Origin of the sequence: Halocynthiibacter sp. SDUM655004 (genome assembly GCF_026015885.1) — a bacterium.
Lineage (GTDB): Bacteria > Pseudomonadota > Alphaproteobacteria > Rhodobacterales > Rhodobacteraceae > Falsihalocynthiibacter > Falsihalocynthiibacter halioticoli.
This window is the reverse complement of sequence record NZ_JAPDUG010000001.1, coordinates 1439538-1452784: the sequence shown is the minus strand read 5'-3', so window position 1 is coordinate 1452784 and position 13247 is coordinate 1439538. Positions and strand designations below refer to the sequence as shown.

14 protein-coding genes are annotated in these 13247 nt (G+C 54.2%); 1 reads left to right on the top strand and 13 read right to left on the bottom strand.

Annotation, left to right across the window (positions count from 1 at the left end):
- Positions 1 to 9: 9 nt before the first annotated feature.
- Positions 10 to 723 carry a response regulator transcription factor CtrA gene (gene ctrA / locus N9C89_RS07110; protein ID WP_263953135.1) on the bottom strand — a complete coding sequence of 238 codons (714 nt, stop codon included), beginning with the start codon at positions 721 to 723 and terminating at the stop codon, positions 10 to 12.
- Between the two features lie 94 nt (positions 724 to 817).
- Entirely contained in the window at positions 818 to 1096 is a 279-nt protein-coding gene (locus N9C89_RS07105; RefSeq protein WP_263953134.1) for a DUF1153 domain-containing protein, read from the bottom strand.
- Positions 1097 to 1222: 126 nt separating this feature from the next.
- On the opposite strand from N9C89_RS07105, the gene mnmA reads away from it, so the two are divergent.
- Positions 1223 to 2368, top strand: coding sequence for a tRNA 2-thiouridine(34) synthase MnmA (mnmA, locus tag N9C89_RS07100; protein WP_263953133.1), 1146 nt, complete (start codon positions 1223 to 1225; stop codon positions 2366 to 2368).
- On the opposite strand, the gene lpxB is transcribed toward mnmA, so the two are convergent.
- From lpxB to N9C89_RS07045, 11 genes are all read right to left on the bottom strand, one after another.
- The gene (gene lpxB, locus N9C89_RS07095) at positions 2365 to 3531 is read right to left on the bottom strand and encodes a lipid-A-disaccharide synthase (protein ID WP_263953132.1); all 1167 of its coding nucleotides are present in this window, start codon (positions 3529 to 3531) and stop codon (positions 2365 to 2367) included. The two genes, mnmA and lpxB, sit on opposite strands and share 4 nt — an antisense overlap.
- Positions 3528 to 4382 (bottom strand): LpxI family protein, encoded by an 855-nt coding sequence (locus N9C89_RS07090; protein ID WP_263953131.1) that lies wholly within the window; start codon positions 4380 to 4382, stop codon positions 3528 to 3530. The genes lpxB and N9C89_RS07090 overlap by 4 nt, the downstream gene beginning before the upstream one ends.
- Positions 4383 to 5180 (bottom strand): acyl-ACP--UDP-N-acetylglucosamine O-acyltransferase, encoded by a 798-nt coding sequence (gene lpxA, locus N9C89_RS07085; protein ID WP_263953130.1) that lies wholly within the window; start codon positions 5178 to 5180, stop codon positions 4383 to 4385.
- 3 nt (positions 5181 to 5183) lie between these two features.
- A complete protein-coding gene (gene fabZ, locus N9C89_RS07080; protein WP_263953129.1) occupies positions 5184 to 5648 on the bottom strand; it encodes a 3-hydroxyacyl-ACP dehydratase FabZ in 465 nt (154 codons plus the stop codon).
- Positions 5649 to 5775: 127 nt separating this feature from the next.
- A complete protein-coding gene (locus N9C89_RS07075) occupies positions 5776 to 6498 on the bottom strand; it encodes an OmpH family outer membrane protein (protein WP_263953128.1) in 723 nt (240 codons plus the stop codon).
- A gap of 1 nt (position 6499) precedes the next feature.
- Complete coding sequence (bamA, locus tag N9C89_RS07070) at positions 6500 to 8884, bottom strand: outer membrane protein assembly factor BamA (RefSeq protein WP_263953127.1); 2385 nt, start codon at positions 8882 to 8884, stop codon at positions 6500 to 6502.
- 139 nt (positions 8885 to 9023) lie between these two features.
- Positions 9024 to 9146: a hypothetical protein gene (locus N9C89_RS07065; protein WP_263953126.1), complete on the bottom strand. Its 123-nt coding sequence runs from the start codon at positions 9144 to 9146 to the stop codon at positions 9024 to 9026.
- Positions 9147 to 9226: 80 nt separating this feature from the next.
- Positions 9227 to 10564: an RIP metalloprotease RseP gene (gene rseP, locus N9C89_RS07060; RefSeq protein ID WP_263953125.1), complete on the bottom strand. Its 1338-nt coding sequence runs from the start codon at positions 10562 to 10564 to the stop codon at positions 9227 to 9229.
- A 39-nt stretch (positions 10565 to 10603) separates the two neighbouring features.
- Complete coding sequence (dxr, locus tag N9C89_RS07055; protein ID WP_263953124.1) at positions 10604 to 11794, bottom strand: 1-deoxy-D-xylulose-5-phosphate reductoisomerase; 1191 nt, start codon at positions 11792 to 11794, stop codon at positions 10604 to 10606.
- Between the two features lies 1 nt (position 11795).
- Positions 11796 to 12509: a phosphatidate cytidylyltransferase gene (locus tag N9C89_RS07050; protein ID WP_263953123.1), complete on the bottom strand. Its 714-nt coding sequence runs from the start codon at positions 12507 to 12509 to the stop codon at positions 11796 to 11798.
- Positions 12506 to 13225 (bottom strand): isoprenyl transferase, encoded by a 720-nt coding sequence (locus tag N9C89_RS07045; protein WP_263953122.1) that lies wholly within the window; start codon positions 13223 to 13225, stop codon positions 12506 to 12508. The genes N9C89_RS07050 and N9C89_RS07045 overlap by 4 nt, the downstream gene beginning before the upstream one ends.
- Between the last annotated feature and the right edge of the window lie 22 nt (positions 13226 to 13247).

The following is a 13247-nucleotide window of genomic DNA, read 5'->3' as shown; positions in this document are numbered from 1 at the left end:
ATGCGTTTTTTAGGCGCCGACGGCGAGTGGCTCCTTCATGCTGGCTTCTTCCGGGTCACGAAGTACATATCCACGGCCCCACACCGTCTCGATATAATTGGTCCCGTCAGTCGCCTCGGAGAGTTTTTTGCGAAGTTTACAGATAAACACGTCAATAATTTTGAGTTCGGGTTCATCCATGCCGCCATAAAGGTGATTTAGGAACATTTCCTTGGTTAGGGTTGTTCCCTTACGCAAGGACAACAATTCAAGCATCTGGTATTCTTTACCAGTTAGGTGAACCGTTTTCCCGTCAACATCGACTGTTTTGGCGTCAAGGTTAACCGAGATTTTCCCAGTTTTAATAATGGATTGGCTGTGTCCCTTGGAACGGCGGATGATTGCGTGGATACGCGCAACGAGTTCTTCACGATGGAATGGCTTCGTCATGTAGTCATCCGCGCCAAATCCGAAACCTTTGATTTTGTTTTCGGTATCGTCCGCGCCAGACAAGATGAGGATTGGGGTATCAATCCGTGCGAGGCGCAGCTGTCGCAACACTTCGTGACCGTTCATATCAGGCAAGTTCAGATCCAATAGGATCAGGTCGTAGTCATAAAGCTTCGCAAGATCGACCCCTTCTTCTCCGAGGTCGGTGCAATACACATTCAGGTTTGCGTGGGTCAGCATCATTTCGATGCTTTTTGATGTTGTTGGATCGTCTTCTACCAAGAGGACTCGCATTTTAAATCTCCGCTATTTTTCCTTCTCACAAGTGGACCATGACCAAAATTGGTTAACCACAAGTTACCATTGCAGAAACTTAGTTAAATACAACCTAAAGTTGTCTGTACTTTTGCAAAGTCGTGGATTTTAAGGCAGATTCTCCATGCTGTTCGATCGCCGCGCACCAAGAATCGAACTCTTCTTCGCTTAATCCGTACTTTGAAAGTGCTTCTTTTAACGGAATTAAACCGTGTAGAACGCCACGTACGACGGCGGCTTTTCGACTTGCGACCCATCGTCGGGTGTTGGCGGGCGGCAAGTCTGCACGCGATAAAACACTTCCATCCGGCAGGGTTACGGCTCTTGGACCCTCTACTTTTTTCAAAAACATGCGATTCCCCTCGTATTTTCCGGTGTTCAATCTGAGCAAACACCCTTAAGGGAGGGTGAAAACGCCCCCTTGTTAGTAATTAGCATTTTCCTATATTCTGCTGGACTTCTTGAAGTGGAACGACACATGGCTCTTGACAACACACCGCCGCTTAACTCGTTAGGCTTTGCGAAACCGCCCGCAGAAACACGGGTCGTGGTTGCGATGTCTGGTGGCGTCGACAGCTCTGTTGTTGCAGCAATGCTCGCAGATGAAGGCTATGACGTGGTTGGCGTTACGCTTCAGCTTTACGATCACGGCGCGGCTTTGGCCAAAAAAGGGGCATGTTGCGCTGGCGTGGACATCCACGATGCGCGCCGCGTGGCAGAGGAAATGGGCTTTCCGCATTACGTGCTGGATTATGAGAACATTTTCCAAGATGCGGTGATCGACGAGTTTGCCGATTCATATCTTGCTGGCGCAACTCCCGTGCCGTGTATCCGCTGCAACGAGCGTGTGAAGTTTAAGGATTTGCTTGAAACGGCCAAAGACCTTGATGCCGACTGCATGGCCACGGGGCATTATATCCAGCGTAAAATGGGCGCGAATGGGCCTGAGCTTCATAGTGCTGCCGATTCCAACCGTGACCAGAGTTATTTCCTGTTCTCGACAACCGAAGAACAGCTTGAATACCTGCGCTTTCCACTTGGGCATTTGCCGAGCAAGGATGAAACCCGCAAGCTTGCCTCGAAATACGGGCTAGTTGTGGCGGATAAGCCGGACAGCCAGGATATTTGTTTCGTGCCCAATGGGAACTATGCCAGCGTTATCGAGAAGCTGCGCCCTGAGGCCGCTGATCCAGGACAGATTGTTGATCTGGAAGGCAACGTGCTGGGCGAACATAAAGGTGTGATCCACTATACAATCGGCCAACGCCGCGGGCTTGGCATTGGTGGTTTGGCTGATCCGCTTTATGTGGTGAAGCTGGACGCGGATAAGAAGCAAGTGGTCGTCGGGCCAAAAACGGCACTGGCTACACGGACTATTCCGGTTCGCGAAATCAACTGGCTCCACGACGCGCCCATGACCAGCCGTGAGGAATGGCATCTTTCGGTGCGGGTGCGCTCAACACGCCCGCCGCGCGAAGCGATCTTGCGTCCGATCTCGGAAACAGAAGCGACTGTCGAATTACTATCTCCAGAAGAAGGCGTGTCTCCGGGACAGGCCTGCGTGTTCTACGATACAGAAAGCACACGAATTTTCGGTGGCGGTTGGATTTGGCGCGGGTACTAGGCGTTTGATTTAAGGCGGGAGACAGCATCAACGACGGATTGCGCAGCCCGCAAACCTGGATCAGTCCCCTCGCCCAATCGCTTCATCGCAAGCTCCATCGCAGCGCGCTGTTTGTCTGGTGCAAGCCAAGTTTCAACGACCGCATTAGCAATCGGTTCTGGTTGGCAGTCTTTGCCCAAAAACTCCGGCACATCACGCCGCTCACTCACCAAATTGACCAAGGTGACCGTATCAACCTTAAGCATGCGTGCAATGAGCATTCGGCTGAACCAATTCATGTCATAAGCGATGACCATTGGCGTTCTCGCTGCTGCAAGCTCAAGCGATACGGTGCCGGATGCCGCAATTGCCACATCTGCCGCGACAAAGGCCGCTCTCTTGTCTGCAATTGTCTCTGCGGATGTTTCCAGCAGAATTGGCGCAATTGTATCTGGCCAATGGGAAACCACCTGCTCAACGATTGGCAACTTGCCGTTTGCCACAGGAAGAACAACGCGCGCGTTGGGAATATCCGCGACTGACCGTGCAAGCGCATCACCCAAAACTGGGCCAAGCCGCTCGATTTCGCCGCGCCGTGATCCAGGCAAAGCAAGGATCAGCGGAGCATCTGATGCAATACCCTGCGCGGTTCGGAATACCTCGGCCTCTTCGGAACCGGCCTGTGGTTCGGCAACAATTGGATGGCCGACGAAATCACAGCTCATCCCTGCAGCTTGCATCAACGGCGGCTCAAACGGCAAAAGCGCGAGCACATGGTCGATCACCTTAGCCATTTTGGCCGCGCGCCCCTCGCGCCATGCCCAGACACTCGGCGCAACATAATGAACTGTCGGAATATCGCGCGCGGCTTTAACGATTGCCGCAACGCGCAGGCAGAAATCGGGACTGTCGATTGATACGATTACATCCGGTTCCCATGCCAAAGCGTCCTCGGCCACTTCACGGATACGGCGCTTGAGGTGCCGATATTTTGGCAGCACTTCGGCTATGCCCATCACCGAAAGTTCGCTCATATCAAAGAGTGAAACCATACCCTCGGCCTGCATCTGTGGTCCGGCAACGCCGCGAAACTCCACTTCTGGCACCAAAGTTTTCAGCCCCACCATCAAAGCTGCGCCAAGCTTATCGCCTGACTGTTCTCCGGCGATCAGAAATACCTTCACGGGCCCGCCTCCCCAAAAAGGAAAATGCCGTAGTCCTCAGAAAGACGTAGAACTTCGTCGCGCTCGACGATCATCACCTTGCCCGCCTGAACACAAATCCCCGCCAGACCCGCCAGATGCGCCATCTTGAGCGTCTGTGGCCCAATCACAGGCATATCCACCCGCAACTCTTGCCCCCGCTTGGCGCGTTTGAGCAGAATGCCGGACCTTTCAAGATCGGAACGCGCCACAAAGCGCAGCATCTCGTCGGTGCCTTGAATGGTTTCGATCCCATGGCACAACCCGTTGGCAACCACGCAGCCTTGACCCACATCAACATCTGCGAGCGCTTCAAGGATTGCGCCTGCGCGCGCGAGGTCCTGCAAAGATTGCTCATCTGGTTCAGACCCCGAGATCACACCCAATGTTGCGAGCAGAGTCGGCTCAACATCATGAGCCCCAACGATTGCGAACCCTTCAGCCTCAAACACCTCAATCACCAGCCGAAGGAGCGCATCATCGCCCCCTTTCATCGCCGCCAGAATGCGCGGTGCGAGACGGATCATCGTCGCGTCAAACCGCAATGGATTGAGCGCAGGACGCGCAAGACCGCCAGCAAAAACAACGCGTGTCACGCCCTCTTTATGAAGGCGTTTGAACAGGCGGCCGAGCTTTTCAAAGCTGGCGGTATAGGCCGTTTCAAAATCAATCGGGGCGCCTTTGAACGAAACCGTAAAGGCATCCGGATCAGACTTCGCAAGCGTAGCAGGCAATTGACCTCCGCCAGCGAGAATGGCCAAACGGCCCTCAGTGGCGGCATGTTCAGTGTCGGAGACAGTTTTGGCTCCTGTGATTTTGCCCGCCTCGCTCATTTAGCTTGGCGTCAAAAATCCACGGTCGCTTTCGCCCAAGACAAAGCGCGTGATTTCCTGAACATAGGGGCTGTCGCTTTCCTCGGCCAAACGCTCAGCTCGGTCCTGAAAGGCGCCTTCGCCCTGTCGCAACATTTGAAGTGCTGCGCGCAGCGCGGAAATATCAGCGCGCGACACGCCTCTGCGCTTGAGCCCCACAAGATTTAGCCCGTCAAGCTCGCCACGCGGCCCCTGTACAAGACCATGAGGAATAACATCATTCGTCACCATGGTGACCGCACCGATGATCGCGCCGGTGCCGATCCGCACCCATTGATGGATTCCAGAAAGACCACCGATGATCACGTTATCTTCGATTTCGCAATGCCCAGCGAGTGCGGCTTGGTTGGCGAGGATGACATGATTGCCGACCGTCGTGTCATGGCCAACATGCGCCCCTGTCATAAACAGACAATCATCGCCCACGCGCGTGACACCACCACCACCTTTGGTACCGGTGTTCATGGTTGCGCCCTCGCGGATCGAATTGCGTTTACCGACGATCAGGCGTGTTTCCTCGCCCTCGAACTTAAGGTCCTGCGGAATCTCACCGATTGAAGCAAAGGAAAACACCTCGGTCTCGTCACCGATCTCGGTCAAGCCGGTAATAACCACGTGGCTTTTGACGATAACCCCTGTGCCAAGCGTAACCTTTGGCCCGATAACAGAGAATGGCCCGATCCGGCACTTGGGGCCGATGACCGCGCCCTCTTCGATAACCGCGCTCGGGTGAATCTCTGCGGATGGGTCAATGCTCAAGGATTAGTCCTCACCTTGCAGATCGATCATCGCTTTGAACTCGGCTTCGGCAACAACTTTGCCGTCGACCTTGGCTTCGCCGTGGAACAGCCAGATCATGCCGCGCGCCTTTTTCACCGTAACGTGCAATTCCAGCACATCACCAGGAACAACCTTTTGGCGGAATTTGGCGTTATCAACGGACATGAAATAAACCAACAAAGGCTTATCCACCATCTCCAGCCACAAACCGACAAGAACCGCAGCCGATTGCGCCATTGATTCAATGATCGTGACACCCGGCATAATCGGTGCACCCGGGAAGTGACCCTGAAAATGCGGCTCGTTATAGGTGACGTTCTTGATTCCGACGGCGCTTTTGCCCGGATCCACATCAACCACTTTGTCGATCAACAGGAAGGGATAACGGTGCGGAATGATCCGCTGAATAATATCCAGATCGGCTTCGGTCATGTGTTTGGACTGCATGGGGTCTCCTCTCGCACCGCGAAAAATGTTTTCCCTGAGTATCAAGCGAGGTGCAGCGCATCAATAGGCGTTGCATGATTCCTCTTAAATCAGGCGTGTTTCAAAACGTATATTTGATGAATTTTCGTTATTCAGCGCCGTCGCCAAGTATTTGATCTACAAGGCGGATTGCATCGTCTGTGATATTGATATCTGGCGAGGGCAACAAGACAACCCGAGAATCAAGAATGCCGGCCGCGCCCCGCTCTTTCAGGATCGCTTGAAGCACTGGAACAATAGCTCGGGCAAAGTTGTTGCGAGCCACTTCTTCCTGCTCTCCCAGTTCCTGAAGCTTACGATCTTGGGCCGCGCGGATGGCTTGAACCTTCTCGTCAAACGCATCTGCACGACGGCGAAACTCGTCTGGCTCCATATTGCTGCGGTTCTGCGCAAGCTCGTTTTCTTCGGCCTCTAGGTCCTGCGTTAGGGTGCTGTTTTCCGATTGTAACGCACGGGCTTGCTCCTGCAATTCCTCAAGCGCGCGTTTCCCATAGGCCGATTCAAAGAACAGTCGATCCTGATTGAGAATAACAAACCCTGCCCCGTTAACACCGCCGCCTGCAACAGCCGCATTTAAAGGCGTCCCCGTCGAAAACTCGATCGGGCGAAAGCCTTGAGCTGGCGCGGTTTCGGGAGCGTCTGCTTCCTCCTCGGGGCTGTTCGCAAGCGCGTCAACCTGTTCGGTGGTTTGCGAAGAAGTCTGGTCCGTCCCTTGCGCCTGAGCAAAGCCGAACGAGGGCATTGTCGAGAAGAAAACGCAAAGCGCGGCCCCCGTTAGGAAACCGCGACATGCCGTATTAAGCTGAAACATCTTAGAACTCTGTCGAGATCGTGAATTCGAACTGTTGTTCCTTGTCATAGCTTTCTTTCTGCAGCGCCTTGGTAAAGTTAAAGCGCAATGGACCAATTGGCGTGTCCCAATAGAGCGCGAAACCAACCACAGAACGCAGCCGCAGGGAATCATCCACGGTACAGTCTGCAACCGGACAGGCGCCGTTCGCAGGACCGCCGTTTGTATCATCCAATGACCAAACAGAGCCCACATCAAGGAACACACCGCCCGAAATACCGTACTCTTCAGGAATGCCAAGCGGGAAGTCCGCTTCAAGACGCATCACGGCATACATGTTACCGCCCAAAGCATCTTCGTTCGGCACATTAAGATCACGAGGACCGATACCGTAGCTTTCAAAGCCACGCATCACGTTGGTGCCCATGTAGAAGCGATCCACAACCTTGGTGCTGCCGCCGTCGAAGACTCCGATAGCGCCACCTTCAGCAACGGCCCGAATAGTGATCAGATCGTTCAAGATGGTTGTTTGCATCCCAACAAGAGCCGTGGAGCGTACAAATGGGTTTACGTCGTTCAGACCGAAATCCTGACCGAAGCGCGCAACAAAGCTGAAGTCTTCGTCAATTTTGCTGCGGCGTGTATCGAAGGTGTAATAGTAGCCGATGCTGTTATCGCGACGGCGGCCTTCGTCTTTTACGATGATCCGCGAACTGTTATCGCGATCCACGTCATACACATCTGTATTCTCATACTCATAGTTCAACCGAACACGGCCACGGTCGCTTACAGGGAAGTCGAGATACGGCCGGAATTTACCTGTTGTCGTTTTATAGAACAGGTTGTCGTTCTGGTTGTTCACATAGCTCAAATCCAGCCCGAAACCGAGTTCACGGCTAAAGATGCTCGGCTCATAGAAGCTGAACCGATAGCTATTCTGTTGAGCTGCGGTACTGATGCCAAGTCCAAGACGCTGCCCGCGACCAAGGAAGTTCCGTTGGTCATAGGTCGCGTTGATACCGAAGCCGTCGTTGGTGCTATAGGCAAGGCCAAGCCCCAATGTACCAGTCGTTGTTTCCTCAACATCAACATCGACAATAACGCGATCCGGGCTACTGCCCTCACGGGTGCTGACGTCTGTTGTTGCGAAGTAACCAAGCGCTTCGATGCGTTCTTGAGCCTGCTGAATTTCACGCGGGTTGTAAGGGTCGCCCTCTACTGTGCGGAATTCGCGACGGATCACGCGGTCAAGCGTTGTTGTGTTGCCTTCGATGTCGATCCGCTCCACAAACACACGTGGGCCACGAACAAGCGCAAGCTGGATATCAAGCGTGCGATTGCGGCTGTTGCGTGTAATACGTGGCTCGACCCGCACGAAGGAATACCCCTTCTTAAGCGCGAGGTTTTCCATCCGTGTCACAGATGCTTCAACCGTCAATGGCGAGTAAACCTTGCCGGTACGCAAACGGTTCTGTCTCTCAAAATCGGCTGGATCTGCTTCCGGAATTTCCGACACAACAGAGACTCTGCCTACTCGGAATTGCTGACCTTCACGAATGCGGAACGTCAGGAAGACGCCATCACGTTCTTGGGCAAGTTCGCTCGTTACAGATAGCGTCTGGAAATCAATATACCCGTTGTCGTTGTAGAATTCCTTCAAGATCTGCTTGTCAAACTCGATGCGGTCGGCAACGAAAGTGTCTGCTTGAACGAAGGTCCGAAGCAGGCCAGCTTGCTTTGTCTCCAGAACACGACGCAGGCGACGGTCTGAATAGACACGGTTGCCAAGGAAGCTCAGGCGCTCAATCTCAACGGTTTTGCCCTCTGTCACCTCAAAGACAAGGTCAACGCGGTTGTCAGAACGGCGGATGATCTTTGGCGTCACAGTTGCGGCAAGTCGCCCAGAAACCTCATAGGCTTCGGTGATCGAGAACGCATCTTGCTCCGCCAATGTGGGGTTGTACACGAGGCGCGGTTGCGAACGGACCACTTCAAGCAGCACGTCATCTTTCAGGCGTTTGTTGCCTTCGATGTTGATCTGATTGATTGTCGGCCATTCCCGAACCTGAACACGAAGCGTGTTCCCCTGTGGCGTAATCTCCACAGTTTCGAACAGACCTGAGCGCACAAGCCGCTGGTAGCCGTCGTTCAACTCGCTTGTTGAGACCGGCTTTCCGCGCTCGATTCCCAGATAACTGATCACGGTGGCCTGATCTACGCGGATGGCTCCGTCGATCTGCACGTTGCTGAAAGTGTAGTTTTGCGCCTGTGCTGCCGTTGGTGCAACGGTGTAAACAACTGACACGCAAAGAAAAACTAAAGCTGCAAAACGTCGCATCCAAGCTGAAATCGCCTGTCCTGCGCCGCTCTTGGCGTGTGTCCCCACAGCCGCAACAAATCCGCTCATTGGCCCCCGTCCATTTTTTATGTTTTTTACTATGAACCTGACTTAGCGTGAAATGCCCTTTGAGTCAAAAATGAAAAAGCGCCCCAGAAGGACGCTTGTTCTCGTTTTGATAAAAATAATTGGGTCGCGCAGGCGTGTCCTACGAAGCGAAATACGCTCCGACCGCTAGAGATCCTGCAATCACACCAAGTGCGATGATCCGATCAAGATTCAGCCCAACAAGGAGCGAAAGACCACGATATCCGGCTGTCAAAGTCTGCATGACGTACCTCATCCATTTCTATCACCCGAAGATGTAGCAATCGAATATGGCACAAATTGGGCAAACTCGGCAAAATTGCCCTAACAGAAGATATCCGTCGTCAGCCCCAGCGTCATGAGCGACAGGATCAGGACAAGCCCGAACGACATCAATATCCGCATCGCGCCATCACTTGGAGGTTTGCGGAATACGGCTTCATAAGCGTAAAACACCAGATGACCGCCATCGAGAACAGGAATGGGGAACAGGTTCATCAACCCGATTGCCGCCGATATCAGGGCAATAAAGCCAACAAAATCCATAAATCCACCACTTGCCGCCTGCCCGCTTGCCTGCGCAATGCCAAGCGGCCCGGCGATGTTACAGGTCGAGATTGCGCCCGTCACAAGGTGGTACATTCCAGACAGAGACAGTTTGATCACGCCATAGGTACTCATCACGCCGATCTCAGCGGCCTCAAAAAGCCCCACGCTTTCTGTTGCGGGTGTAAAGGCAAGGCCACTGCTTACGCCCATAAGGTAGCGGGTCTCAAATCCGCCGTCCGCATCGGGAATGTCCGTGCGCTTTGGTGTGAGGGTCAGGCTGATCTCTTCGCCATCGCGCCACAGATCAACAGCGATTTCCTTCCCACCAGAGGCTTCGACGATCGGAATCATCTGCTCAAAGGTGGCAATTGGCGTATCATTAAGACGCAGGATTACATCACCCTCTTTAATACCAGCGGCCAAAGCAGCGCTTTGCGGCGATACATTCTGAACGCGAGGTGGTTGAAGGTGTGGACCGAGGATGCTCATCGGCGTTCCGTCACGCTCGATCGCATACGTCAGGAACGGCTCGTCTCGTGGCAAATCTCGCAAGGCCGCAATTAGGGTTTCTTCGCCCTCAAGGCCGATTTCCTCAACCCCGAGCAAAACATCTCCACTTCGCAATTCCGCACTTCCTTGCGGTAGCGGCAATATCTCTCCAACAGTCAGAGGCTCTTTGCTAACGCCGGTTGCGAGCGCCATGGCTGCAAAAATTACAATAGAAAGGGCAAAGTTAAACAATGGCCCCGCCGCAACGGTTGCTGTTCGCGCCCACAACGGTGCGCCTTGCATCGTGCGGCGCTTTTCTCGCTCCGAAAGCCCCGTGAGCGCTTCTGGATCAGCCGCGCTCGCTGCATTGGCGTCACCAGCAAATTTGACGTAGCCACCAAACGGCAGAGCCGCGACCTGCCACTTGGTTCCGTGCTTATCAACACGCGAAAAGAGCACTTTGCCAAAGCCAAGCGAAAACACATCCGCATGGATACCCGACCATTTGCCAACGATGTAATGCCCGTATTCATGGATCGCCACGATAATCGAAAGCACCACAACAAAGGCAACAAATGTCGCCAGCCCGCCGCCAAGCGATGGTAAAAACGTTGATAAATCCAAGAGTCGTCCTCGTTTTAAATTCGGTCGGCGCTCTGCCGATTATCCTGCCGTTAACTCCGGCGCAATTTCTCGCGCGCGAATGCGTGCAATCTGGTCATATTCCAGCGTGTTTTCCAGAGGGATCACGGCATTATTATGACCATTCGTTGCGGAAGGCTCCTCTGCCCAGAATTTCTGCAAAACGCGCTCAACCAAACGCGCCATATCCTGGAAGCCGATTTCCCCCGCGATAAAGAGATCGAGCGCAGTTTCCTTTGCCGCATTAAATATCGTTCCAGATAGCCCACCCCGCTCCATCACATGATGCGCAAGTGTCAGCGCGGGCCACCGTTCGAAATCGGGAGCGGAAAAATCAAGCTGGCCGATCTTCGCGAGGTCAAGCCGCTCAACAGGAAGATGCGCGCGCTCTGGCCAGTTGAGCGCATAACCAATTGCGTGCCGCATATCGCTCGGCCCCACATGAGCCATCAGCGCGCCGTCATTAAACCCAACAAGCGCATGCACGAGACTCTGGGGATGTACGAGCACCTCGATTTGGTCAGGCCTGAAACCGAAAAACTCTTTAGCCTCAATAAGCTCCATCGCCTTGTTGAACATAGAAGCGGAGTCAATTGTGATGCGTTGGCCCATGTCCCAATTGGGATGTGCGCTGGCGTCTGCGACCGTGGCCGTGGCCAGCTTTTCCTTGGGCCAGCTTCGGAGTGCGCCGCCACTTGCCGTAATAATCACGCGCTCGACATGGGCAATATCCTCGCCCACCAGCGCCTGAAACACCGCTGAATGTTCACTATCAACGGGTAAAACCTTCGCGCCATGTTTGGCGGCTTCGGACAATAGAAGCGGTCCTGCGGTCACAAGGCTTTCTTTGTTGGCGAGTGCGAGCGTGCCCCCGTGGCGCAAGCTGCGCAAACCTGGCGCGAGCCCTGCTGCGCCGAAAATCGCGCTCATGGTCCAATCTGTTGGTCGGTCCGCAGCCTCGAGCAATGCTTGTTCACCAGCGGCGGCTTCGATCCCCGATCCCGCAAGCGCCTCTTTGAGCGCAGGCAAACAGGCGTCGTACCCTGTCACGGCAATCTCGGCATTCAAGCGTCGCGCATCTTCTGCAAGATTTTTCACATTGCGCCCACCGGTGAGCGCCACAACGTGATACGCCTCCGGCGCGCGGCCGATCAAATCAAGCGTGGACTGGCCAATAGACCCCGTCGCCCCAAATACAGAAACGCGCCGCATGTCAGCCTCCGGCCACCAACGAGCCAACTGTCATGGCGATGCCGCCGACAAACCCAAGACCAACCATACCGTCGAACCGGTCCATAAACCCGCCATGTCCCGGAATGAGGTTAGAGCTGTCTTTAATGCCATAGCGACGCTTGTAAGAGCTTTCGACGATGTCGCCCATTTGCGCGGCAAAAGACAGTGCGATGAACAGGATGATCGTACCGATGGTTTCAAGGTGAAAGCTATGAACAATATCGCGCGTCTCAAACTGCGTTACCGAGATGCCGAGCGTTGCAGCTCCAAGCCAGCCGGCCACGGTTCCAGCCCATGTTTTCTTGGGGCTAATGCGGGGCCAAAACTTGGGGCCTCCGAGCGTACGCCCCGCAAAATAGCCAAGCACATCTGTGATTACGACAATCGCAAAAAGCTGCACCGTGGCTTGCAGGCCGCCACCAAAAAGCCGCACATAGATGAAGAATGCCGCCGCGATCACAATCGCCACAGCATAGATCACGAAGCGCGCACGATCCCGCCCTTCGGCAAGCGCCCCACGCATCATACGCCAGAGTTCCCAGAGCATCGCGCCGGCAATCCCGAGAAGAAGCGCAACAAACCAAATGCCGCCAGCCCACGTCGCCCCGCCAGCGATTATCGCCATTGCAATCGCAGACAACGTGCGCGGCGCGAGATCAGACCAGTTTGTCTTGGATTTCGGTAATTCGTTCATGTCAAAACCGCTCCGAAACGGCGCTCGCGAGTTCCGTATTTGGCCAAAGTCTTGGCGAAAACATCGCGCGTGAAATCAGGCCAAAGTGTTTCGATAAATTCGTACTCGGAATAGGCCGACTGCCAAAGAAGGAAGTTACTGATCCGCGCCTCGCCAGACGTGCGGATCACGAGGTCCGGGTCTGGTAAAACATGCGTATCGAGATAACGCGTCAGCGTCGATTCATCGACCGTTTCCGGATCAAGTTCGCCTCCCGCAACATCTTGCGCCAGTTTCTTGATCGCGCGAGCCACCTCATCGCGACCGCCATAGTTCAGCGCGATGGTGAGGTTTACCAAAGTGTTGTCTTTGGTCAGGTCCTCGAGGTTGTCCATTAGCTTCTGCAGCTTCGGATCAAGCTGTCGCCGATCCCCGATAAACCGCACGCAGACGCCTTTTTCCACGAGCTCTTGTGTCTCTCGCTGGATGTAACGGCGGAACAGACTCATCAAGCCTGCGACCTCGCTCTGTGTACGCTTCCAATTTTCTGTCGAGAACGCGAAAATCGTCAGGTATTTGACCCCATGTTCGGGACAGGCTTCAACGATCTCGCGAACACGTTTCGCACCCGCGTGATGTCCGAAAAGCCGCGGCCGCCCGCGTTTTTGCGCCCACCGCCCATTGCCATCCATAATAATGGCAACATGTTCAGGGCCGTTTTCAATTGATTGGGGCACGCGGGCCACCTTTCGAAATAAA

What these genes read in the sequence shown, in the direction of transcription:
- ctrA (WP_263953135.1), bottom strand. Translation starts at nt 723, where the DNA reads ATGCGAGTCCTCTTGGTAGAAGACGATCCAACAACATCAAAAAGCATC.
- N9C89_RS07105 (WP_263953134.1), bottom strand. Translation starts at nt 1,096, where the DNA reads ATGTTTTTGAAAAAAGTAGAGGGTCCAAGAGCCGTAACCCTGCCGGAT.
- mnmA (WP_263953133.1), top strand. Translation starts at nt 1,223, where the DNA reads ATGGCTCTTGACAACACACCGCCGCTTAACTCGTTAGGCTTTGCGAAA.
- N9C89_RS07090 (WP_263953131.1), bottom strand. Translation starts at nt 4,382, where the DNA reads ATGAGCGAGGCGGGCAAAATCACAGGAGCCAAAACTGTCTCCGACACT.
- fabZ (WP_263953129.1), bottom strand. Translation starts at nt 5,648, where the DNA reads ATGCAGTCCAAACACATGACCGAAGCCGATCTGGATATTATTCAGCGG.
- N9C89_RS07075 (WP_263953128.1), bottom strand. Translation starts at nt 6,498, where the DNA reads ATGTTTCAGCTTAATACGGCATGTCGCGGTTTCCTAACGGGGGCCGCG.
- bamA (WP_263953127.1), bottom strand. Translation starts at nt 8,884, where the DNA reads ATGAGCGGATTTGTTGCGGCTGTGGGGACACACGCCAAGAGCGGCGCA.
- N9C89_RS07065 (WP_263953126.1), bottom strand. Translation starts at nt 9,146, where the DNA reads ATGCAGACTTTGACAGCCGGATATCGTGGTCTTTCGCTCCTTGTTGGG.
- dxr (WP_263953124.1), bottom strand. Translation starts at nt 11,794, where the DNA reads ATGCGGCGCGTTTCTGTATTTGGGGCGACGGGGTCTATTGGCCAGTCC.
- N9C89_RS07050 (WP_263953123.1), bottom strand. Translation starts at nt 12,509, where the DNA reads ATGAACGAATTACCGAAATCCAAGACAAACTGGTCTGATCTCGCGCCG.